Source organism: Helicobacter pylori (assembly GCF_001653475.1).
In the GTDB taxonomy this organism is placed as follows: domain Bacteria; phylum Campylobacterota; class Campylobacteria; order Campylobacterales; family Helicobacteraceae; genus Helicobacter; species Helicobacter pylori_CM.
The window spans coordinates 610,837-635,337 of sequence record NZ_CP011487.1 but is presented as its reverse complement, the minus strand read 5'-3'; the positions used below and the strand labels follow the sequence as shown (position 1 = coordinate 635,337).

Here is a 24,501-nt window from a genome sequence, read left to right as displayed (position 1 = left end):
GGCACACCTTGATAAGAATATTTATACCACAATCCTATTGGAAGCATTGTTATAAATCATAAAAATATCACAAAAATCCCAATAAGTGTTTTGTTTCTTCACAAATTACAGGATTAAAGTAAATAATTAAGAATAAAAAGAGGATTTTTTAAAACATTGCAATTTTTTCTGTAAAAGCGATTTTTCAAACTCTTTAAGATTTTTTAAAAAACTTAAAATACCCGTTTTCAATGTTGGTTTGAGGGGCGCGTGAAAGGCTCAACGAACCGCTAGGAATGTCTTTAGTGATGGTTGTGCCGCTGCCGATTAAGACATTAGAGCCGATATTTATGGGGGCGACTAGCTGGCTATCGCTCCCTATAAAGACATTTTCACCGATGATCGTTTGGTGTTTGTTTTTACCATCGTAATTGCAAGTGATCACGCCAGCCCCTACATTGGTGTTTTGCCCTATCGCACAATCCCCTAAATAGCTCAAATGCCCTGCTTTAGCGCCTTGAAGTTTGGCGTTTTTAGTCTCTACAAAATTCCCCACATGGCTATCACAAATCACGCTTTTAGGGCGCGCATGGGCAAACGGCCCCACACTGCTATTAACAATTTGGCTCTCTTCTATCACGCTATAAGCCTTAATATGCGCGTTTTCTATCCAACAATTCCCACTCAAACGCACCCCTTGCTCTAAAACACACTCCCCCTTAAAACTCACGCCTTTTTCTAAATAAATGCTACTAGGCAATTGCATCACTACCCCCAAGTCCATGGCGTTTTTTCGCAGTCTTTCTAGCATGATTTCTTCAGCCTTCGCCCTTTCTGTTTGGCTATTCACCCCTAAAAAACACTCTTCTTCTAAAAAAATAGCGTCAATTGTTTCGTTTTCATTGATTCCTAGAGCGATCAAATCCGTAAGGTAGTATTCTTTTTGGGCGTTTTGGTCATGGAGCTTGGGTAAGTATTTTTCTAAAAACCCCCTTTCAAACCCATACACGCCTGCATTCACGCTTTTAATGGTTTTTTCTCCATCATTAGCGTCCTTTTCTTCTACAATCTTTTTAACCTGGTGGTTTTCTAAAATAACGCGCCCATAACCTTTAGGGTCAGCTAAATAAAGTAAGCCTATAGCGTTATTATGGCTTTTTAATAAGGGGGCGAGAGCGTCTTTAGTGATTAAGGGCATGTCCGCATTCAAAATCAAAACCCGATCATGTTGGGTGGGAATAGGCGTTTTATCTTCTTGCATGATGGCCCCACCTGTCCCTGAATATTTTTCCACGATTTGAGTGCGAAAAATTACGCCCTTAAAACGCTTCAACACCGCTTCTTTAATGCGTTCTTGTTGGTGGTGTAAGACAAGATGCACATCATCGCTGATTGAAAAAGCCGTTTCTAAAATGTAAAATAACATAGGCTCCCCGCAAATCGTGTGTAAAGTTTTAGGCAGGCTAGAATGCATGCGAGTGCCTTTACCAGCGGCTAATATGATTACAGAAAGCATTAAAATCCTTAAACTTATTTTAGGGAATTTTAACATGCCTTATCTTATAATTTGACTTCATTTTTTATCAAAGATTTAAGGCTAGAATTTTGCGTTTTTTTATTTTTTTAATTCTCATTTGCCCTTTAATATGCCCTTTAATGAGTGCTGATAGCACGCTACCCAGCGTCAATCTCTCTTTAAACGCTCCTAATGATCCTAAGCAGCTTGTAACCACTCTTAATGTTATCGCCCTGCTCACGCTTTTAGTTTTAGCCCCGTCATTGATTTTAGTGATGACAAGTTTCACCCGTTTGATCGTGGTGTTTTCTTTTTTAAGGACCGCTTTAGGCACGCAACAAACCCCACCCACTCAAATTTTAGTCTCGCTCTCTTTGATATTGACTTTTTTCATCATGGAACCTAGCTTGAAAAAGGCTTATGATACAGGGATTAAGCCTTATATGGATAAAAAAATTTCTTACACCGAAGCGTTTGAAAAAAGCGCTCTGCCTTTCAAGGAATTCATGCTTAAAAACACACGAGAAAAGGATCTAGCCCTTTTTTTTAGGATTAGAAACCTGCCTAACCCTAAAACCCCTGATGATGTGAGTTTGAGCGTTTTAATCCCGGCATTTATGATAAGCGAGTTGAAAACAGCGTTTCAAATCGGCTTTTTACTCTACTTGCCTTTTTTGGTGATTGATATGGTTATCAGCTCTATTTTAATGGCGATGGGCATGATGATGCTCCCGCCTGTAATGATTTCTCTGCCTTTTAAAATTTTAGTGTTTATTCTGGTGGATGGGTTTAATTTATTGACCGAAAATTTAGTAGCGAGTTTTAAAACGGTTTAATATTAACAAGCATTCAAGCTATAAAATAATAGCTTAAAAACCCGTTTAAAACTCATAATTCAAATACGCTGTAATGGATCTCCCTGGTGCGGGCTCTCTTCCTGTAGGGCTTGTGCCAATCCCCCTAAAATAATACTTCATGTTGAAAAGGTTGTTGATTTGCAAACTTCCTGTGATTTTATGCCTACCGCTTTGCCATAAAACTGAGCTTACTTGAACATTCAACACAAAATACAAGGGCAATAACCCCACTGAATTACAACCATACTCTAGCCCCCCTGTGTATTCTGGGTTTAAGGGCAGGCACACGGTTTGGCTTTTGGCTTGATTGAGCATGGAACTATAGGCACGACTATAAAAATAGCTACTGATACCAAAAGTCGTGTGCTTGTAAGTATACATCATGTCAAATATGAATTGGTTAGGACTCACATAAGGCAAACGCTTCCCTTTAATGTCAAATGGTTTATTGACAATGCCTGTAAAATAATAAGCAATATCATCAGCGTTAGAAGTGATGCGCGCATCAATGTAAGTGTAAGCCACATGAAATTGCAAACCTCTAATTGGCGCGTAATACAATTCCAATTCCACCCCTTGACTCCTAGCGTTAATAGGCTGTGGGCTATAGCCTCCAGCATAGTAACGATTGGCAAAAATCACAAAATAATTGGTATTAAAGCTCAATAGATTTTTATAACTATAGCGTTGCCCTACTTCAATTTCATTAAAAATTTGGTTGTAATTGGTCCTACTAATGCCTAGCATTGTATGTTGTGGAGGGATAAAACTGCGGCGGTAGTTCGCATACCATATCCAATTTTCCATAGGTTTATAGCCAATATTAAGGGCGGGACTCCATTCGTTTTGACGCTTTTTTGTAATCTTCCATACAGAAAAATCATGCTTTTCTGGCTCTTTGTTGTTATAGTTCAAAAAAGTGTATCTAATCCCTGGAGTTATCACCAATTTAGAATCAAAAAGCTCTATTTTATCGCTCAACCATACCGCTGTATAGTTGTTAAACAAGTTTTGATTGTTGCTGGGTTTTTTAGAAAGAACAAAAGGAGGCATATGGCACACCCCATTGATAATATCGGTTTTTTCGCATGTGCTTTGATCCAATCTAAAATACATATCTATTGTCATAAAACGCATGCCCACATTAAAAGTTTGTTTAACTTTATTGGTATTGACAACTAAATTCAAATTAGGCTCAAATGCGTTCATTATATAACGCCTTAAATGATCAAAGATAAAAAATCCTGCATAATTTTGATCGGTATAAACAGGGCCTAATTTAGGATTGGTATTGACATTCAAAAAATTAGAATCAAATTGAAAATCCCTTGACATGTCATGCCCATAATAGCTAAAAGTGAAATCCCCACCTATTTTATCCGTATCCCCAAAAAAGTTTTGATACACAGCTCCCCATCGCTTCGCTCTCCCGCTTTTATTGTTATTAGGGCGGTTGTTTTGAAAACGATTTTGATTATAAGCGGCTATACCTAAAGATCCGGGGTCTGCCATAAAATAATTATAATATTGGAAAAAAGCAGTGATCTTATTACTATCATTGATTTGATACAATGAATCTAGCATGTAGTTTTGAATGTTTGTAGGGCTGTTGTATCTAAACCCTTGCCCTTTAAGCCAGTTGGCTTGAGCTTGGATTCCAAAATGCTTATTCATCATGCCCCCTGTTCTTAAGTAAGTGTCAAAAAGCATGTTATTGGCTAAGCTCTTGTCAAGGTTTTTAGAATTTTGATTGAAAAAGCCCCCATTTTCAGATTTGCCCCAAAAAGTGGCCCTCTCGCTCACCTGACTCTCCCACTTGGTAGGAATGCCCTTAGTAATCACATTAATCACACCGCCAAAAACATTAGGGCCATAACGCACACTCTCCCCACCCTTGGTCACGCTGATTCTATCTACAGATTGAAAGGTTACAGGAAAAATAGGAATGCTAATATCAACATAGGGCGCAACATAAATAGGGATCCCATTGACTAAAACCATAGCCGTATTGGAATGCCCTGAACTCCCCCCACCAAACCCCCTAACAGAAAAGCTAGGCACAGCACCAATACCGGTAGCGTTTCTAATATGCACGCCTGGCACATTTTGCAAAGCTTCTTCAATGCTCTGATTCGCGCTTTTAGTGAGTTGCTTGTTAGAAATCACCGTGCGAGAACCCATATAGTTTCTGACTTCCTTGCTCCTCCAGCTTAAAGGCGCTTCTTTATCGTTAGCCACCCCTGAAGCTTCTACCCTTTCCAAATTGTGAGTTTTCATGGCATGCGCGCTATGAATCAAAACAACCAGAGAGACTAAAATTCTTTTCATTTACCACCTTTTATGAAAAATGTTTCTTTTTACAATAAGGCGGATTCTATAATAATTATTATTATTTCTAACTTAAATTTTGAGACAATAATTATTTAAATTAAATTAATAGCTTTTTTTATCAAAAATGCCGATTAATGCGAATGTTTATAGAAAAGATTAGGAGAAAAATAAAAATAAAAATTTTTTAATATTTCTAATGGGGGAATTTTAAACCAATAAAGGGTTTTTGAACCTTGACTAGCTTTTAAACCAAAATTTGAGTTGCATAAAAAGCTATCAAGGAAAATACATACGCTACAACGGTTGTGAAGATGAACAAATACGCTACAAACTTGATCCCCCCAGCTTCCCTACCAAAAGTAATGGTCGCTGCAAAACAAGGGATATAAAACATCACAAACACGATAAAAGCGATCCCGCTAGGCACGCTGACTTCTTTTCTTAAAATCTCTCTAAAAGCGTCAGATTTTTCATTTTGATCCCCTAAAGAAAATAACACCCCCAAAGTAGAAACCACCACCTCTTTAGCCATAAATCCGGTTACAAGCGAGACGCTCAAACGCCAATCAAAATCCATAGGGCTAAAGACTTTTTCTAAATACGCCCCACCTCTCCCTACAATGCTGTTTTTTAAATTCTTTTTATCCAATTCTGTTTTTAATTCTTTTAATTTTTCTTCTTTAGCTTCGCTTGAAAGGGTGGTGTCTTTATCCACTAATAAGCTTTCTTGTTTATAGGTTTTCATAGCCGCATCGCTTTTAGGGTATTGAGACATAAACCAGATTAAAATCGCTCCCACTAAAATATAAGTCCCGGCCTTTTTAAGGTAAGAAAGCGATTTGGTATAGATACTGAAATAAATCATTCTAGAACTGGGCAAGCGGTATTTGGGCATTTCCATAATAAAGGATTCAGTCTGTCCTTTAAACACGCTTAATTTGAGTAATTTTGCCATCACTAACGCCACAACCGCCCCCAAAATATAAATGCAAAACAGCACAAACCCCGCACTCGAAGAAGGGAAAAACGAGCCTACAAACAGCACATAAATAGGGAGTCTTGCCGAGCAGCTCATAAAGCCTATCACAAAAAGCGTGATCAATCGTTCGTTATAGTTTTGTAAGGTTCTTGTCGCCATGTAAGCGGGTACAGAGCAGCCAAAACCGGTGATTAAAGGAATAAAACTCTTCCCATGCAAGCCAAATTTATGCAAGATCCCATCTAATAAAAACGCTACCCTACTCATATAGCCTGTCGTCTCTAGTAAGGAAATCCCAAAATACAACACCACGATTAAAGGCAAGAATGAAACCGTCGCTCCCACTCCCCCAATAATGCCATCGCCTACCAAAGACGCTAAATCTTCATTAGCCACATTTTCTTTAACGCTATCGCTCAAAAATTTAAACCCCTCTTCAAGCGCTTTTTGCGCTCCCCCCCCTATTAAAAAGCTCAAGGAAAAAATGATAAACATAAACCCTAAAAAAATGAAAATCCCATAACGAGGGTGCATTAAAATCTTATCAATCTTATAAGTGTGTTCAAAGCTCGCATTTTGTTTGTTTTCACTGATCACTAATTGAGCGATTCTTTGAGCGCTCTGGCTGTATTTTAAAGATTCTTTAAAACTTTGAGACGGGACTTTTATGCTTTCATTATTTGCAGTATTTTGAGAATAAATTCTGACCATTTCATCTAATAAAAGCTCTGTATTCAAGCGATCTTCTTTGGATCTTGCACTTGTAGGCACGCACACAACCCCTAATTCTTGAGAAAGCTTTTCTGTATTGATTTTAATGCCTTCTTTTTGCGCCTCATCCCACATGTTGAGCGCAAGAAGCGTTTTTTTATTCGTGTCTAATAATTGCACGCTTAAGGCTAAATTACGCTCTAAATTGGTGGAATCCACCACATTAAGAATGAGATCGTATTGCCCTTTTTCTAAAAAATCTTTAGTAACCTTTTCTTCAGTGGTGAAGTCATTGAGCGCGTAAGTGCCAGGTAAATCAATGATAGTGATTTGATGCTCTTTATGGATCAAACTCACTTCCATCTTATCCACGGTAACCCCGGCAAAATTCCCCACTTTCAAATGGGCGTTGCTCAAAGCGTTGATGAGAGACGATTTCCCTACATTAGGTTGGCCCACAAGAGCGACAATGATTTCTTCCACTTCCAATTCTCCAAATAAGTTTTTTAATTTTTGGTTATATCGTTTTGATATTAAAAGCTGGCACTATAGCGCTATAAGACTAATTGTTATATAATAAAAGCGAGACAAGAATGTTAAAACGCGAAAGGGGCGTGTGATGTTGTGCGTGTTTGATATAGAGACCATTCCTAGCATGAGTTTGTGTAAAGAGCATTTTCAATTAGAAGAAGATGATGCGCTAAAAATCTGTGAATGGAGTTTTGAAAAGCAAAAAGAAAAAAGCGGGAGCGAGTTTTTGCCTCTTTATTTGCATGAAATTATCTCCATTGCAGCGGTCATAGGCGATGATTACGGGCAATTTATCAAAGTGGGGAATTTTGGTCAAAGACACGAGAATAAAGAGGATTTTACAAGCGAAAAAGAGCTTTTAGAGGACTTTTTCAAATACTTTAACGAAAAGCAACCGCGCTTGATAAGCTTCAATGGCAGAGGTTTTGATATGCCCCTACTCACGCTCAAAGCCCTTAAATACAATTTAACTTTAGACGCTTTTTACAGCCAAGAAAACAAGTGGGAAAATTACCGCTCTCGCTATAGCGAGCAGTTTCATTTGGATTTAATGGATAGCTTGAGCCATTATGGATCCGTTAGGGGTTTGAATCTAAATGGCGTTTGCTCCATGATGAATATTCCTGGTAAATTTGATGTGAGCGGGGATTTAGTGCATGCGATTTATTACAACCCACATTTAAGCCAAAAGGAGAAAAAAGGCGTTATTGACAGCTATTGCCAAAGCGATGTGCTTAACACTTACTGGCTTTTTTTGAAATACGAAGTGTTAAAAGGGGCTTTAAATAAGGAGCAATACCTTGGGCTATTGAGCGATTTTTTAGAAAAATTCCCTAAGGAAAAATCCTATTCAAGCGTTTTTATTAACGCTTTAGAGAAAGAGATTAGGGAGTTTGCTTGAAACCCTATTGAAACCTTATTGGATAATCAAAACCAATTGGTATTTGGTATAAAATAATTGGAGGAAAATATGATTTTAGAAGAAAATAAAAAATTAAAAGCTATCGTTTATACTGACGGATCTTGCTTGAGTGAAGATAGAAGATAATAGTAAAATAGACCATTTATATTGTGGTATTCATGGTTATTTATATAATGAGTGTATCAATATCAAAAATACCGCTTGAAGCTGTAAGTTATTATCTTATCATAGAAGATAAAGATGAAAATATAGGTATTTATACCAACTTACGCGCTAATAAAACTTTCAGTCTTTAATAAACAATATAGTCTATCACTAAGATAGGCTATAGCTTAAAAGCTAATCATTATCGTTTTAAACTAATTTGTGTTGAATGTAAAAAATTGCGCAATAACCATTGAATGATAAGAATAATATTTTTGTGAAAAAAATAAACGGATCACTCTCAATCTAAAACAAAACCTGAAACAAAATCAAACCTATTAGGGTGTCAATCACCTAAAAGTGATACTATGATTAACAAATCAACTTAAAGGCAAAGACATGAACGAAGTGGTTGTAGTAGCGGGCAAAGCGTAGTGCTGTAGGGAGTTTTTTAGGCTCTCTAAAGAATGTGGGCACTAGAGAAATGGGTGTTAGCGTGCTTAAAGACGCTTTGAATGCGAGCGGTCTTGAGCCTAGTGCTGTGGATTCTGTCATTTTAGGCAATGTTTTATCCGCCGGTTTGGGTCAAAATATCGCCAGACAGATCCAACTGGACGCTGGCATTCCTAATGACAGGAATGCTTTTAGCGTCAATATGGTTTGTGGATCGTCTATGAAAGCCATTCAATTAGCGCATGACAGCATCATGCTTGGGCGCAATGAGGTGGTGGTGTGTGGTGGCGTGGAAAATATGAGTGCAGCGCCCTATCTGTCGTTTGACATGCGAGACGGGAAAAGAATGGGGAATGCGAACATGATAGACTCCATGATACATGACGGATTGTGGGATGCGTTCAATGATTACCACATGGGGATCACCGCCGATAATGTCGCTCAAGCATACCGCATAAGCCGAGAATAGCAAGATGTTTTCGCGCTCCAATCGCAACTTAAAGCAAGAGCCGCCATTAATGCAGGGAAATTCCAAGAAGAAATCACACCTATTGAAATAGCGAATAAAAAAGGCGTGGTTGTTTTTAAAGAAGACGAATACCCTAGAGACACGACTCTAGAATCCCTTGCAAAGCTCAAACCCGCTTTCAAAAAAGACGGATCAGTAACGGCAGGGAATTCATCAGGGATCAATGATGGTGCGAGCGTTATCATTTTATGCAACGCTAAAAAAGCGCAAAAATTAGGGTTAAAAACAATGGCGGCTATCAAGGGGTTTGGTTTGGGTGGTTGCAGTCCGGATATAATGGGTATATGCCCTAGCATCGCTATTAAAAACAATCTTAAAAATGTCAAAATGAATCTCAATGACATCAATCTTTTTGAACTCAATGAAGCTTTCGCTGCGCAAAGCATAGCCGTGTTAAAAGAGCTTGAATTAAACCCCAATATCGTGAATGTGAATGGAGGCGCGATAGCGATTGGTCACCCTATTGGCGCAAGCGGCGCTAGGATCTTAGTGACTTTGTTGCATGAAATGAAAAAAAGCGGTCATGGCGTTGGTTGTGCGTCATTGTGTGTGGGTGGCGGACAGGGTCTTTCTGTGATAGTGGAACAAAAATAAGGAGAATGAGATGAACAAGGTTATAACCGATTTAGACAAAGCATTGAGTGGGTTAAAAGATGGGGATACTATTTTAGTGGGCGGTTTTGGGCTGTGCGGGATACCCGAATACGCCATTGATTATATTTATAAGAAAGGCATCAAGGATTTGGTTGTCGTGAGCAATAATTGCGGCGTTGATGATTTTGGGCTTGGCATTCTTTTGGAAAAAAAGCAGATTAAAAAGATCATCGCTTCCTATGTGGGGGAAAATAAGATTTTTGAATCGCAAATGCTGAATGGGGAAATTGAAGTCGTTTTGACACCGCAAGGCACGCTGGCTGAAAACTTGCGCGCTGGAGGGGCTGGGATACCCGCTTACTACACCCCAACCGGTGTTGGGACTTTGATCGCTCAAGGCAAAGAATCAAGGGAATTTAACGGCAAAGAGTATATTTTAGAAATAGCGATAACGGGCGATTACGGGCTTATTAAAGCCTATAAAAGCGACACTCTTGGGAACTTGGTGTTTAGAAAGACAGCTAGGAATTTCAATCCCTTGTGCGCGATGGCGGCAAAAATATGCGTCGCTGAAGTGGAAGAAATTGTTCCGGCTGGGGAATTAGACCCAGATGAAATACACTTGCCAGGAATCTATGTGCAACACATTTATAAGGGCGAGAAATTTGAAAAACGGATAGAAAAAATCACGACAAGGAGCGCGAAATGAGAGAGGCTATCATTAAAAGAGCGGCAAAGGAATTAAAAGAGGGCATGTATGTGAATTTAGGGATAGGCTTGCCCACGCTTGTGGCTAATGAAGTGAGCGGGATGAATATCGTTTTCCAAAGCGAGAACGGGCTGTTAGGGATTGGTGCTTACCCTTTAGAGGGGGGCGTAGATGCGGATCTCATTAATGCGGGCAAGGAAACCATAACTGTGGTGCCGGGTGCTTCGTTTTTCAACAGTGCGGATTCGTTTGCGATGATTCGTGGGGGGCATATTGATTTAGCGATTTTAGGAGGGATGGAAGTCTCACAAAATGGGGATTTGGCTAATTGGATGATCCCTAAAAAGCTCATAAAAGGCATGGGAGGGGCTATGGATTTGGTGCATGGTGCTAAAAAAGTGATTGTCATCATGGAGCATTGCAACAAATATGGGGAGTCTAAAGTGAAAAAAGAATGCTCATTGCCCTTAACAGGAAAAGGCGTGGTGCATCAATTGATAACGGATTTAGCGGTGTTTGAGTTTTCCAATAACGCCATGAAATTAGTGGAATTGCAAGAGGGGGTCAGCCTTGATCAAGTGAGAGAAAAAACAGAAGCTGAATTTGAAGCACGCCTATAGCTTATAAAAGGGGTGTTTATGTTTTTATTAAGGCATTTGACTTCAGTGTGCGTGTTTTTGGCGTCTAAATGTTTGCCGGACTCTTTTGTCTTGGTCGCTCTTTTATCGTTTATCGTGTTTGTTCTTGTTTATTGCTTGACAGGGCAAGACGCTTCATCTGTCATTTCTAGTTGGGGGAATAGTGCTTGGACGCTTTTAGGTTTTTCTATGCAAATGGCTCTTATTTTAGTGTTGGGTCAGGCTTTGGCTAGTGCTAAATTAGTCCAAAAACTTTTAAAATATCTAGCGTCTTTACCTAAAGGGTATTATACGGCTTTATGGTTGGTTACTTTTTTATCATTAATCGCTAATTGGATCAACTGGGGTTTTGGCTTAGTGATTAGTGCAATTTTTGCAAAAGAGATTGCAAAAAATGTTAAAGGGGTGGATTACAGGCTGCTTATTGCTAGCGCTTATTCGGGTTTTGTCATCTGGCATGGGGGTTTATCAGGCTCTATCCCTTTAAGCGTTGCCACCCAAAATGAAAACCTATCCAAAATAAGCGCTGGGGTGATTGAAAAAGCTATTCCTATCAGTCAGACGATTTTTTCTGCTTATAATTTAATCATTATAGGGATTATTCTTGTAGGGTTACCCTTTTTAATGGCAATAATCCACCCTAAAAAGGAAGAAATTATTGAGATTGACGCAAAGCTTTTAAAAGACGAATACAAGGAAACAGAACTCATTGACCACCAACAAGACAAAACGATTGCGCATTTTTTGGAAAACAGTGCTTTGCTTTCTTATCTTTTGGTTTTTTTGGGTTTTGGGTATCTTGGTATTTATTTTTTTAAAGGAGGAGGGCTTAGTTTAAACACTGTCAATACGATTTTCCTTTTTTTAGGGATTTTGCTCCATAAAACCCCTTTAGCTTATGTGAAAGCGATCAACCATTCCGCTAGGAGTGTGGCTGGGATTTTATTGCAATTCCCTTTTTATGCCGGGATTATGGGGATGATGGCAAGCCATAGCGTGGGGGGTCATTCTTTAGCGCAAATGCTTTCTTTAGCCTTCACGCACATCGCTAATGAAAAAACTTTCGCGCTCATGACTTTTTTGAGTGCAGGAATTGTCAATATTTTCATCCCGTCTGGCGGAGGGCAATGGGCGATTCAAGCTCCCATCATGCTCCCTGCAGGTCAAAGCTTAGGAGTGGATCCGGGAGTGGTTTCTATGGCTATCGCTTGGGGAGACGCTTGGACGAATATGATACAGCCTTTTTGGGCTTTGCCTGCTTTAGCCATTGCGGGTTTGGGCGCTAAAGATATTATGGGCTATTGCGTTTTGACTTTAATTTTTGTAGGCTTAGTCGTGTGTGGGGTGTTTTATTTTTTAGTGTGAGTTTTTTATGCCTAAAACCACGCTCTTTTTGATGGAGTAAAGTTTTCTCTTTTCACCCCTTAAACGCTCTTGTAATTAAGCCTTATTTCGTTACAATAACCCCATAATAACCTAAGAGGAAGTGTTTTGTTTTTCAAATTTATTTTATGTTTATTATTAGGAATGTTTGCATGGGCAAAAGAGGTTATTCCCACCCCATTAACGCCCTCTAAACGCTATTCTATCAATTTGATGACGGAAAATGATGGTTATATCAATCCCTACATTGATGAGTATTATACCGCAGGCAATCAAATAGGCTTTTCTACTAAAGAGTTTGATTTTTCTAAAAATAAAGCGATGAAATGGACTTCGTATTTAGGGTTTTTCAATAAAAGCCCTAGGGTTACTCGTTTTGGCATTTCCCTCGCCCAAGACATGTATACCCCTTCACTTGAAAACAGAAAACTGGTGCATTTGCATGACAACCACCCTTATGGGGGGTATTTGAGGGTGAATTTGAATGTGTATAACCGCCACCAAACTTTTATGGAGTTATTCACGCTTTCTTTAGGCACGACAGGGCAAGATTCTTTGGCCGCTCAAACGCAGCATCTCATTCATAAATGGGGTCATGACCCCCAATTTTATGGCTGGAACACACAGCTCAAAAACGAATTTATCTTTGAATTACACTACCAATTGCTCAAAAAAGTCCCCCTTTTAAAGACTCGTTTTTTTTCTATGGAGTTAATGCCTGGGTTTAATGTGGAATTGGGTAATGCGAGAGATTATTTCCAACTCGGCTCGCTCTTTAGGGCTGGGTATAACCTAGACGCTGATTATGGTGTCAATAAGGTCAATACCGCTTTTGATGGAGGCATGCCTTATAGCGATAAATTTTCCATCTATTTTTTTGTAGGGGCTTTTGGGCGCTTCCAACCCCTTAACATATTCATTCAAGGCAATAGCCCTGAAACTAGGGGCATTGCTAATTTGGAATACTTTGTTTATACCAGTGAAATAGGAGCGGCTATGATGTGGCGTAGCTTTAGGGTGGCTTTTACAATCACCGATATTAGTAAAACCTTCCAATCCCAGCCTAAGCACCATCAAATCGGCACTTTAGAATTGAATTTCGCCTTTTGATTTAATATAGGTTTAATATTTTTCTTCCTAATATGATATTTTTTTGAATGAATTATTACTATTCTTCACTTTATGTATCAAATTTTCACATTGTTATTGACTGGCTTTGAAATAAACGATTTCCATTTTAAAATTTGTCCTATAACCTGAACAGGTTGCATTGAGCAACACTTTAATGTTAAGGAGTCTAAAAAATGAAAGACGCAAGAGTTCAGGTGATGGGCATTGATGCCGGTGGCACCATGACGGACACATTTTTTGTGAAAGAAAATGGCAGTTTCGTAGTTGGTAAAGCCCAAAGCAACCCAGAAGATGAGAGCTTAGCTATTTACAATAGCTCACAAGACGCTTTATCGCACTGGAAATCAGATGTGAGTAAGGTTTATCCAGAGTTGGTCACTTGCGTGTACTCAGGAACGGCGATGCTCAATCGGGTCGTCCAAAGGCGTGGGATGGAAGTGGGTCTGATTTGCAATAAGGGTTTTGAGCAAATGCATTCTATGGGCAGGGCGTTGCAATCCTACTTGGGGTATGCGCTAGAAGAAAGGTTGCATATCAACACGCACAAGTATGATGATCCGCTGATTCCTTTAAAAAGGATTAGAGGCGTTACAGAAAGAACCGATGTCAAGGGGCAAGTGGTTATCCCAGTGCGCCAAGAAGAGGTTAAAGTTGCGGTTAAGGAGCTTTTAGAAGCAGGCGCAAAGGCCATTGTGATTTGCTTGTTGCAATATCTCATAAAAACGCTGAAAGCGAGCGCATCGTTAGAGATATAGCGTTAAAAGAGATTGAAAAATTGGGTAAAAATATTCCTGTATTCGCTTCTGTGGATTACTACCCTCAAAGAAAAGAAAGCCACAGAATGAACACCACTATCTTAGAAGCTTATGCGGCTGAGCCAAGCAGGCAAACTCTCTCTAAAGTCAGCAACCGCTTCAAAGAGCATGGCGCTAAATTTGATCTTCGTGTGATGGCAACGCATGGAGGCACCATTAGCTGGAAAGCTAAAGAGCTCGCTAGGACTATTGTGAGCGGTCCTATTGGAGGCGTGATTGGATCTAAATTGCTAGGTGAAACGCTTGGTTATGACAATATTGCATGCAGCGATATTGGTGGCACGAGCTTTGATATGGCGCTTATCGTTAAGAGCAATTTCAACATCGCTTCTGACCCTGATATGGCACGCCTTGTTTTATCCTTACCGCTTGTGGCTATGGATTCCGTTGGTGCTGGTGCTGGGAGTTTTGTGCGCATTGATCCGCACAGCCAATCTGTTAAACTAGGACCTGACAGCGCGGGGTATAGAGTTGGCACTTGTTGGAAAGACAGCGGATTAGATACGGTTTCGGTGACAGATTGCCATATTGTTTTAGGCTATTTGAACCCGGATAATTTCTTAGGCGGTTTGATTAAATTAGATGTGGATAGGGCTAAAAAGCACATTAAAGAGCAAATCGCTGATCCGCTAGGCATTAGCGTAGAAGATGCGGCTGCGGGTGTGATTGAGTTGCTTGATTTGGAGCTTAAAGAATACTTGCGATCCAATATTAGCGCTAAAGGGTATAGTCCGTCTGATTTTGTGTGCTTTTCATATGGTGGTGCGGGTCCTGTGCATACCTATGGCTATACAGAAGGCTTAGGGTTTAAGGATGTAGTAGTGCCTGCGTGGGCGGCTGGATTTAGTGCTTTTGGTTGTGCTTGCGCTGATTTTGAATACAGATACGACAAGAGCGTGGATATTGCCATTCCGCAGTATTCTCCAGACAAGTCAAAAATAGAAGCATGCAAGATCATTCAAGACGCATGGGATGAATTGACTCTCAAAGTGATTGAAGAGTTCAAGATCAATGGATTTTCTCAAAAAGATGTGATCTTAAGACCTGGATACAGGATGCAGTATATGGGGCAATTGAACGACTTAGAGATCACTTCTCCTGTCTCAAAAGCTGCAAGCGTGGCTGATTGGGATGAGATTGTCAAAGAATATGAAAAAACCTACGCTCGTGTTTATTCTGAATCAGCGTGTTCTCCAGAGCTTGGTTTTAGCGTGACCGGCGTGATCATGCGTGGTGTTGTGGCTACGCAAAAACCTGTGATTCCGGTTGAAAAAGAACATGGCGCTACGCCTCCAAAAGAAGCCAAAATAGGCGTTAGAAAATTCTATCGGCATAAGCAATGGGTGGATGCAGATGTGTGGCAAATGGAAAAATTATTGCCTGGAAATGAAGTCATAGGGCCTGCGATTGTGGAATCAGATGCGACCACTTTCGTGATACCTAGAGGCTTTGCGACAAGACTAGACAAACACCGATTGTTCCACTTGAAAGAAATTAAATAAAGGAGTTCAAAATGGCAAATTTATTGAAAAACGGCAAAACTTTAAAACAAGCTAGAGATGAAATCCTAGCCAGGACAGAAAAAACAGGGCATTATAATGGTCTCAAAAAACTAGAGTTTAAAGAAAGAGATCCGATCGGTTATGAGAAAATGTTCTCTAAACTCAGAGGCGGTATCGTGCATGCCAGAGAAACGGCTAAAAGGATTGCTGCAAGCCCTATTGTTGAGCAAGAGGGGGAATTATGCTTCACGCTTTATAACGCTGTGGGCGATAGCGTGCTGACTTCTACGGGTATCATTATCCATGTAGGCACTATGGGATCAGCTATCAAATACATGGTAGAGAATAATTGGGAAGATAACCCAGGCATCAATGATAAGGATATTTTCACCAATAACGACTGCGCAATTGGGAATGTGCACCCATGCGATATTATGACTCTTGTGCCTATTTTTCACGATGAAAAATTGATCGGGTGGGTAGGCGGTGTTACGCATGTGATTGATACCGGTTCGGTTACTCCAGGTTCAATGAGCACTGGACAGGTTCAAAGATTTGGGGATGGATACATGATCACTTGCCGTAAGACAGGAGCGAACGATGAAAGTTTTAAAGATTGGTTGCATGAATCTCAAAGATCGGTAAGAACGCCTAAATATTGGATTCTAGATGAAAGGACTAGGATTGCAGGATGCCATATGATTAGGGATTTAGTGATGGAAGTCATTAAAGAAGACGGCATCGATTCTTACATGCGATTTATTGATGAGGTGATTGAAGAGGGGAGAAGAGGCCTTATCTCTAGGATCAAATCCATGACCATACCGGGCAAATACAGAAAGGTAGCGTTCGTGGATGTGCCTTATGCGCATAAGGATATTGGCGTGTGCTCTGAATTTGCTAAGCTAGACACGATCATGCACTCTCCTGTGGAAATCACTATCAATAAAGACGCTACATGGAAATTGGATTTTGAAGGCGCCTCTAGGTGGGGATGGCACTCTTTTAATTGCAACCAAGTGTCTTTTACTAGCGGTATTTGGGTGATGATGACTCAAACATTGATACCCACTTCTCGCATCAATGATGGTGCTTATTTCGCTACGCAGTTCAAGCTTAAAAAAGGGACTTGGATGAATCCAGATGACAGGCGCACCGGGCATGCTTATGCGTGGCATTTCTTGGTATCAGGTTGGAGCGCTTTGTGGAGAGGCTTGTCTCAAGCGTATTACAGCCGAGGGTATTTAGAAGAGGTCAATTCTGGAAACGCTAATACTTCCAATTGGCTACAAGGCGGTGGTATCAACCAGGATGGAGAAATCCATGCGGTGAATAGCTTTGAGACGAGTTCTTGTGGGACTGGAGCTTGCGCAATAAAAGACGGCTTAAATCACGCAGCGGCTATTTGGAATCCAGAGGGCGATATGGGCGATGTTGAAATTTGGGAAATGGCAGAACCTCTTCTTTATCTAGGCAGGAATGTCAAAGCCAATACTGGTGGGTATGGGAAATATCGAGGCGGTAACGGGTTTGAAACCTTAAGAATGGTGTGGGGAGCGCATGATTGGACCATGTTCTTTATGGGTAATGGCTATATGAATAGCGATTGGGGTATGATGGGGGGCTATCCAGCGGCCAGTGGCTATAGGTTTGAAGCGCACAACACCGATTTAAAAAACAGGATTAAAAATAACGCCAGCTTGCCTTTGGGGGGCGATTTTAACCCAACTGATCGAGATTATGAAAAGCACATTTCTCATGCGTCTCAAGTCAAAAGGGATAAGCAATGCATCACCACCGAGAACTGCTTTGATAATTATGACTTGTATTTGAATTACATCAAAGGCGGTCCTGGATTTGGCGATCCTATTGAAAGGGATTTGAATGCGATTTTAGAAGATCTAAACAGCAAACAGCTACTGCCAGAATACGCTTACAAGGTTTATGGTGCGATTGTGAGTCAAAATAAAGACGGCATTTGGGTAGGCGATGAAGCCAAAACGAAAGCCAGAAGAAAAGAAATTCTTGAAAACAGAAAGGCTAGATCCATACCGGTAAAACAATGGATGGAGCAAGAAAGAAACGCTATCCTTGAAAAAGAGGCTTCCAAACAGGTTAAACACATGTATGCGACTAGCTTTGATCTCTCGCCTAAGTTTTTAAGCGATTTTAAAACATTTTGGAACTTGCCAAAAAATTGGACTGTGAAAGAAGATGAGCTTGGCGTATTCACCTATGGATCTAAATACAGGATGGATTTGAGCAAATTGCCTGATGTGCGCACGGTTGTGTTGGTTGATGAGAAATAAGATTTTTGTGAAGGAGAATGGTTATGTCAAAATACACACAAGAACAAATTAAAAATTTGGTAGAGGGGAACTTGGATTGGAACACTGTCTTAAAAATGCTTAGCATGCCTAAAGATCATGAAAGGTTTCAAATGTATTTGAAGGTGTTGCAAGATAAGGTAGATTTTGATGACAAAATCGTTTTACCCTTGGGGCCGCATCTGTTTGTGGTGCAAGATTCTCAAAAGAAGTGGGTTATTAAGTGTTCATGCGGTCATGCGTTTTGCACTCCAGAGGAGAACTGGAAATTGCATGCAAACATCTATGTGCGCGATACGGCAGAAAAAATGGAAGAGGTGTATCCTAAACTCTTAGCCAGTGATACTAACTGGCAAGTGTATCGGGAGTATATTTGCCCGGACTGCGGCATCCTTTTAGATGTTGAAGCCCCAACTCCTTGGTATCCTGTGGTCCATGATTTTGAACCTGATATAGAGGCATTTTATAAAGATTGGCTAGGCATACAGCCCCCAGAAAGACGCTAAAATCGCTCAATCCTTTTTATAGAGAGGCTTTATGCCTCTTGGTGCTAAAAGCTTAATTCAACTCAAGCAAATTTTCTTCAATCCCAACAAATTTAGCTACAAATTAAAAAATTTAAGCTTTTTTCTTTTTTTTTGATTTAATACTCGGTATAATCTTAATCCACCTAAAAGGAAAAGCTATGAAAGTAACACAAGGCATCGCTAACGACTTTTTTGCCCTAACCAACACGATATTTTCTATTCTTGCACACCAGCGGAACTGCACTCGGAAAGAAGAAAATGGCGAAAAATTACTGCAAGATATTGTCAATATCTCTAAAAATAAGAAAATGTATTTTATGGGTTCTATCGCTATACTTTCAATGAAATAAAGGGTTTTTTTGACTAAAAAATTCATGTCTTGGATGGTGGTTATTGGGGCTTTAATTTGCGTGCTTTTAGGGGTGTTTATCTTCTTTACTAGCATGTCGGTTAAAAAATCTTTAAGCGCTTATCTTAACGCTTATTTAAATCAACGCCCCCAAATTAAGGGCATGGGGATTGTAGGCGCTCCTTTTGAATGCGGAGGGTTTTTTAAAATTGCATGCGTTTCTAAAGAGCTCCGTTTTTTAGATTCTCAAAACTCCCCTATTGTGGATTTTAAAAATTTGAGTGTTAAGCTCAATTCTTTAGATAAGAGCTCTCTTATCCTTTCTATCCATTCTCAAATCAAATCCCTTATTTTAGAACAATCCATTCAGCAAAAAATCCATCAAATCCCCCTAAAAGACTTGAATGCCTTATTGGAAAAAATCAAACCCATGCGTTTGAATTGCTCTTTAAAATTCAACGCTTTAGATGAAAAAACCTTAAACGACAATTTAAAATGCGATTTGACTAATGCAGAGAATATCCTTGCTTACACTTTTTTTCAAGAGGGTTTAATGGAGGCGCAAGAAAATCTATCCCTTAAAAATATTTTTAAAACCTTGAGTTCTAAAGACACTAAAGCCATAGAAGAGTTGCAAGACAAACTGCGTTTTTTAGCGCCAAAGTTGGGTGTTTCTATCCAAGCGCGCCATCTTAAAAACCTTTTAGAAGCCTTTTACCACCAAAATAAAGAGAGTTTGGGCTTTTTTTCCCCTTATTTTAGCTTGCGTTCTCAAACCCCTAGCGTCTCTTATGAAAGCGCGTTAGCTTCTTTAGAAAACTATTTTATGACCTTGTTCCAATCCCGTTTTAAAGACGATGCAGAGCTCCAACAAAATTTTAAAGGATTGTTGCAAGCCTTTGTTTCTATGGCTAAAGATAAACGATCCCAAATCGCTCTTAACGCCCAAGCTAAAGACAACACCAAGCTTACTTTTAACGCTCTGTTAGAAAGCCTTAGCGTGAATTTCTTCCAATCTTACACAATAAGCCATGAGTGATTTCAAAGTCCCCCCCAAAGCTAAAGGGTTTAAACGCCTTTTTAAAGCCCTTTTTTATTCCAAAGACGGGCTTAAATGCGCATGGGCTGAAGAGAGCGCGTTCAGGCAAATCACCATTTTGGCTCTTTTTTGTATCGTTCTAGCGAGCTATCTAGTCAAAGATTTTTTAGAATGGGGGCTATTGATCTTGCCTTGTTTTTTATCGGTAGTCATTGAATTGATCAATAGCTCTATTGAAAAGGCTGTGGATTTTACCAGCAAAGAGTTCCACCCTTTAGCTAAAAAGGCTAAAGACATGGCCAGTTCAGCCCAACTGATAGGGCTTATTTTTTGGGCTTTTATTTGGGGGCGTTATCTTTTAACGCTTTATTTGAAGTAATTAAATTTTAGGGAGACACATGCAAGATAATTTAATCAATGAAACAAAAAATATTGTAGAAGTGGGGATTGATTCTTCTATTGAAGAGAGCTATTTAGCTTATTCAATGAGCGTGATCATAGGGCGCGCTTTACCGGACGCTAGAGATGGCTTAAAGCCTGTGCATAGGCGTATTTTGTATGCGATGCATGAATTAGGTCTTACTTCCAAAGTCGCTTATAAAAAAAGCGCTAGGATCGTGGGTGATGTGATTGGTAAATACCACCCCCATGGCGATAATGCGGTTTATGATGCACTAGTGAGAATGGCGCAAGATTTTTCTATGCGTTTGGGATTAGTGGATGGGCAAGGCAACTTTGGCTCTATTGATGGCGATAACGCTGCAGCGATGCGTTACACTGAAGCCAGAATGACCAAGGCGAGTGAAGAAATTTTAAGGGATATTGATAAAGACACCATTGATTTTGTGCCTAATTATGATGACACCTTAAAAGAGCCAGATATTTTACCAAGCCGTCTGCCTAACCTTTTAGTCAATGGGGCTAATGGGATCGCTGTAGGGATGGCGACTTCTATCCCCCCTCACAGGATTGATGAAATCATAGACGCTTTAGTGCATGTCTTAGAAAACCCTAACGTTGATTTAAATGAAATTTTAGAATTTGTCAAGGGGCCTGATTTTCCCACTGGCGGGATCATTTATGGCAAGGCGGGTATTATTGAAGCCTATAAAACGGGGCGAGGGCGCGTGAAAGTGCGGGCCAAAGTGCATGTGGAAAAGACAAAAAATAAAGAAATCATCGTTTTAGATGAAATGCCTTTTCAAACCAATAAAGCCAAATTAGTGGAACAAATCAGCGATTTAGCGCAAGAAAAACAAATTGAAGGCATTAGCGAAGTGCGCGATGAGAGCGATAGAGAGGGCATTAGAGTGGTGGTTGAATTAAAAAGAGACGCGATGAGTGAAATTGTCTTAAACCACCTCTACAAACTCACCACCATGGAGACCACTTTTAGCATCATTTTACTCGCCATTTACAATAAAGAGCCTAAGATTTTCACGCTTTTAGAGTTGTTGCGCCTTTTTTTAAACCACAGAAAAACCATTGTTATAAGACGCACTATTTTTGAATTAGAAAAAGCTAAGGCTAGAGCGCATATTTTAGAGAGCTATTTGATCGCATTAGACAATATTGATGAAATCGTGCAACTCATTAAAACAAGCCAAAGCCCAGAAGCGGCTAAAAACGCCTTAATGGAGCGTTTTACTTTGAGCGAAATCCAGAGCAAAGCCATTTTAGAAATGCGTTTGCAACGCTTAACAGGCCTTGAAAGAGATAAGATCAAAGAAGAATACCAAAACTTGCTGGAGCTTATTGATGATCTCAATGGCATTTTAAAGAGCGAAGATCGCTTGAATGAAGTCGTCAAAACAGAGCTTTTAGAAGTCAAAGAGCAATTTTCTTCTCAAAGGCGCACTGAAATTCAAGAATCTTATGAAAATATTGACATAGAAGATTTGATCGCTAATGAGCCTATGGTGGTGAGCATGAGCTATAAAGGCTATGTGAAAAGAGTGGATTTAAAAGTTTATGAAAGGCAAAATCGCGGCGGTAAGGGCAAGCTTTCAGGCAGCACTTATGAAGACGATTTCATTGAAAACTTTTTTGTGGCTAACACGCATGATATTTTGCTCTTTATCACCAATAAGGGGCAATTGTATCATCTGAAAGTCTATAGAATCCCAGAAGCGAGCCGGATTGCTATGGGTAAAGCCGTTGTGAATTTAATCTCGCTCGCTCCTGATGAAAAGATCATGGCGACTCTAAGCACCAAAGACTTTAGTAATGAACGCTCTTTAGCTTTCTTCACAAAAAATGGCGTGGTGAAGCGCACTAATTTGAGCGAATTTGGCAGCAATAGGAGTTATAGCGGTATCAAAGCGATTGTTTTAGATGAAGGCGATGAATTAGTAAGTGCAAAGATTGTGGATAAAAACTCCAAGCATTTACTTATCGCATCTTATTTGGGTATTTTCATTAAATTCCCTTTAGAAGATGTGCGCGAAATGGGAAGAACGGCTCGTGGGGTTAGGGGTATTAGACTGAATGAAAATGATTTTGTTGTCGGCGCAGTCGTTATTAGCGATGATAACAACAAGCTTTTGAGCGTGAGTGAAAACGGGCTTGGCAAGCAAACTTTAGCCGAAGCGTATAGAGAGCAATCTCGTGGAGGTAAGGGGATCATTGGCATGAAGCTCACTCAAAAAACCGGCAATCTGGTGAATGTTATCAGCGTGGATGATGAAAACCTGGATTTGATGATTCTTACTGCAAGCGCGAAAATGATCAGAGTTTCTATTAAAGATATTAGAGAAACCACCGGAAGAAAAACCAGTGGGGTAAAACTCATAGATACCGCTGATAAAGTCGTGTATATCAATTCTTGCCCTAAAGAAGAAGAGCCAGAAAATTCAGAAAACCCTCCTACACAATTGTTTGAGTGATGCGTTTTTTTTCATTCTTTTATTTTTTATTTTATTTTTTAGGGGTTTCTTTGCATGCTCTCAGCCCCCTAGAAGATCAAGAATTTTTAATTTCGTACCGCTTGAAAATCGTTGATTCTAGAGTGATGGGCGAAGAGTATTCTGTCTCTAAACCTATCGTTAGCCGCATTAAAACAGCCCCCTACGTTTTAGACTATCATTGCTCCATCATCACTCGCAACTCACCTACTTTGAAAGACTCCTTGCTCCCAATAAAGCTAGAACGCTTCCTTTTAGAAATAGCGTTAAAAAAAGAAAAAGAGCGAGTCATAGACTGCATTTTAAAAAGCCAAGTCGCTATCACGCATTATGATCATAGCTATAAAAACGGCACCACTACCACAAGCATTCTTAACCTCAAAGCCTTAAGCGTTAGAGCGAGTTTAGTGGGAGATGCGTTATTTTTAGATATTTTTAGAAAGGAAGAAGAATGAAAATCGCCATTGTAGAAGATGATATTAACATGCGTAAAAGCCTGGAGCTTTTTTTTGAGCTTCAAGACGATTTGGAGATTGTGAGTTTTAAAAACCCTAAAGACGCTTTAGCGAAACTTGATGAAAGCTTTGATTTAGTCATTACAGATATTAACATGCCCCATATGGACGGCTTGGAATTTTTACGCCTTTTAGAAGGCAAATATGAATCCATTGTGATTACCGGTAATGCGACCTTAAATAAAGCCATTGATTCCATTCGTTTAGGCGTGAAAGACTTTTTCCAAAAACCTTTTAAACCAGAATTGCTTTTAGAGTCCATCTATCGCACCAAAAAAGTTTTAGAATTCCAAAAAAAACACCCTTTAGAAAAACCTTTAAAGAAACCACACAAACACAGCTTTTTAGCCACTTCAAAAGCTTTAGAAGAAACCAAACGGCAAGCCTTAAAAGTCGCAAGCACGGACGCTAATGTCATGCTGTTAGGCGAAAGCGGGGTGGGTAAGGAGGTTTTTGCTCATTTCATCCACCAGCATTCGCAACGCTCCAAACACCCTTTTATAGCGATCAACATGTCCGCTATCCCAGATCATTTATTAGAAAGCGAGCTTTTTGGGTATCAAAAAGGGGCGTTCACGGACGCCACAGCTCCTAAAATGGGGCTTTTTGAAAGTGCTAATAAAGGCACGATCTTTTTAGATGAAATCGCTGAAATGCCTATTCAATTGCAAAGCAAACTTTTAAGAGTGGTTCAAGAAAAAGAAATCATGCGCCTTGGGGATAATAAGAGCGTTAAAATTGATGTTCGTTTCATTTCCGCTACCAACGCTAACATGAAAGAAAAAATCGCTGCGAAAGAATTCAGAGAGGATTTATTCTTCCGCTTACAGATTGTGCCTATAACGATTGCGCCTTTAAGAGAGAGAGTAGAAGAGATTTTACCCATTGCTGAAATCAAGCTTAAAGAAGTGTGCGATGCGTATCATTTGGGGCCAAAATCTTTTTCAAAAAACGCCGCGAAACGCCTTTTAGAATACTCTTGGCATGGAAATGTGCGAGAGCTTTTAGGAGTCGTGGAAAGAGTGGCGATTTTAAGCGAAGGAGCAGAAATCCAAGAAAAAGATTTGTTTTTGGAAAGGTAGTTTGCAAAACTTCTATTTGAGATTTTTGCTTAAAG

The 24,501-nt window shown here is 39.8% G+C and carries 17 protein-coding genes and 2 pseudogenes; 16 read left to right on the top strand and 3 right to left on the bottom strand.

Annotated elements, in window-relative coordinates; all coding sequences use genetic code 11:
- Positions 1-193 precede the first annotated feature (193 nt).
- The gene (glmU, locus tag AA974_RS03105; RefSeq protein ID WP_064434055.1) at positions 194-1,495 is read right to left on the bottom strand and encodes a bifunctional UDP-N-acetylglucosamine diphosphorylase/glucosamine-1-phosphate N-acetyltransferase GlmU; all 1,302 of its coding nucleotides are present in this window, start codon (positions 1,493-1,495) and stop codon (positions 194-196) included.
- A gap of 89 nt (positions 1,496-1,584) precedes the next feature.
- On the opposite strand from glmU, the gene fliP reads away from it, so the two are divergent.
- Positions 1,585-2,331, top strand: a complete 747-nt coding sequence (gene fliP / locus AA974_RS03100; RefSeq protein WP_064433373.1) for a flagellar type III secretion system pore protein FliP — start codon at positions 1,585-1,587, stop codon at positions 2,329-2,331.
- Between the two features lie 45 nt (positions 2,332-2,376).
- Here fliP and AA974_RS03095 read toward each other — a convergent pair whose 3' ends face one another.
- Positions 2,377-4,680: a TonB-dependent receptor family protein gene (locus AA974_RS03095; protein WP_064433372.1), complete on the bottom strand. Its 2,304-nt coding sequence runs from the start codon at positions 4,678-4,680 to the stop codon at positions 2,377-2,379.
- Between the two features lie 247 nt (positions 4,681-4,927).
- Entirely contained in the window at positions 4,928-6,856 is a 1,929-nt protein-coding gene (feoB, locus tag AA974_RS03090) for a ferrous iron transport protein B (protein WP_064434054.1), read from the bottom strand.
- A gap of 136 nt (positions 6,857-6,992) precedes the next feature.
- Here feoB and AA974_RS03085 point away from each other — a divergent pair, with 136 nt between their 5' ends.
- The 15 genes and pseudogenes from AA974_RS03085 to flgR all read left to right on the top strand — a co-directional run bounded on the left by AA974_RS03085 (position 6,993) and on the right by flgR (position 24,466).
- A complete protein-coding gene (locus AA974_RS03085; protein ID WP_064433371.1) occupies positions 6,993-7,805 on the top strand; it encodes a 3'-5' exonuclease in 813 nt (270 codons plus the stop codon).
- Between the two features lie 564 nt (positions 7,806-8,369).
- Positions 8,370-9,546: pseudogene (locus AA974_RS03080) on the top strand (acetyl-CoA C-acetyltransferase).
- A 10-nt stretch (positions 9,547-9,556) separates the two neighbouring features.
- Positions 9,557-10,255 carry a CoA transferase subunit A gene (locus AA974_RS03075; RefSeq protein ID WP_064433370.1) on the top strand — a complete coding sequence of 233 codons (699 nt, stop codon included), beginning with the start codon at positions 9,557-9,559 and terminating at the stop codon, positions 10,253-10,255.
- Positions 10,252-10,875 (top strand): 3-oxoacid CoA-transferase subunit B, encoded by a 624-nt coding sequence (locus AA974_RS03070; RefSeq protein ID WP_064433369.1) that lies wholly within the window; start codon positions 10,252-10,254, stop codon positions 10,873-10,875. The genes AA974_RS03075 and AA974_RS03070 overlap by 4 nt, the downstream gene beginning before the upstream one ends.
- A gap of 18 nt (positions 10,876-10,893) precedes the next feature.
- Positions 10,894-12,258 (top strand): TIGR00366 family protein, encoded by a 1,365-nt coding sequence (locus AA974_RS03065; RefSeq protein WP_064433368.1) that lies wholly within the window; start codon positions 10,894-10,896, stop codon positions 12,256-12,258.
- A 126-nt stretch (positions 12,259-12,384) separates the two neighbouring features.
- The gene (locus AA974_RS03060; RefSeq protein WP_064433367.1) at positions 12,385-13,386 is read left to right on the top strand and encodes a lipid A deacylase LpxR family protein; all 1,002 of its coding nucleotides are present in this window, start codon (positions 12,385-12,387) and stop codon (positions 13,384-13,386) included.
- 194 nt (positions 13,387-13,580) lie between these two features.
- A pseudogene (locus AA974_RS03055) lies at positions 13,581-15,724 on the top strand (hydantoinase/oxoprolinase family protein).
- A gap of 11 nt (positions 15,725-15,735) precedes the next feature.
- Complete coding sequence (locus AA974_RS03050) at positions 15,736-18,033, top strand: hydantoinase B/oxoprolinase family protein (RefSeq protein ID WP_064433366.1); 2,298 nt, start codon at positions 15,736-15,738, stop codon at positions 18,031-18,033.
- Between the two features lie 23 nt (positions 18,034-18,056).
- Positions 18,057-18,557, top strand: coding sequence for an acetone carboxylase subunit gamma (locus tag AA974_RS03045; RefSeq protein WP_064433365.1), 501 nt, complete (start codon positions 18,057-18,059; stop codon positions 18,555-18,557).
- Positions 18,558-18,736: 179 nt separating this feature from the next.
- Positions 18,737-18,928: a hypothetical protein gene (locus AA974_RS07550; RefSeq protein ID WP_080471008.1), complete on the top strand. Its 192-nt coding sequence runs from the start codon at positions 18,737-18,739 to the stop codon at positions 18,926-18,928.
- 9 nt (positions 18,929-18,937) lie between these two features.
- Entirely contained in the window at positions 18,938-19,966 is a 1,029-nt protein-coding gene (locus tag AA974_RS03035) for a hypothetical protein (protein WP_080471007.1), read from the top strand.
- Positions 19,959-20,345, top strand: coding sequence for a diacylglycerol kinase (locus AA974_RS03030; RefSeq protein ID WP_064433364.1), 387 nt, complete (start codon positions 19,959-19,961; stop codon positions 20,343-20,345). The genes AA974_RS03035 and AA974_RS03030 overlap by 8 nt, the downstream gene beginning before the upstream one ends.
- A 19-nt stretch (positions 20,346-20,364) precedes the next feature.
- Complete coding sequence (gene gyrA, locus AA974_RS03025) at positions 20,365-22,851, top strand: DNA topoisomerase (ATP-hydrolyzing) subunit A (protein WP_064433363.1); 2,487 nt, start codon at positions 20,365-20,367, stop codon at positions 22,849-22,851.
- On the top strand, positions 22,851-23,324 hold the full coding sequence (locus AA974_RS03020) for a hypothetical protein (protein WP_064433362.1): 474 nt from the start codon (positions 22,851-22,853) through the stop codon (positions 23,322-23,324). Before gyrA ends, AA974_RS03020 begins: the two co-directional genes overlap by 1 nt.
- A complete protein-coding gene (gene flgR, locus AA974_RS03015; protein ID WP_064433361.1) occupies positions 23,321-24,466 on the top strand; it encodes a transcriptional activator FlgR in 1,146 nt (381 codons plus the stop codon). Before AA974_RS03020 ends, flgR begins: the two co-directional genes overlap by 4 nt.
- The last annotated feature ends 35 nt before the right edge of the window (positions 24,467-24,501 follow it).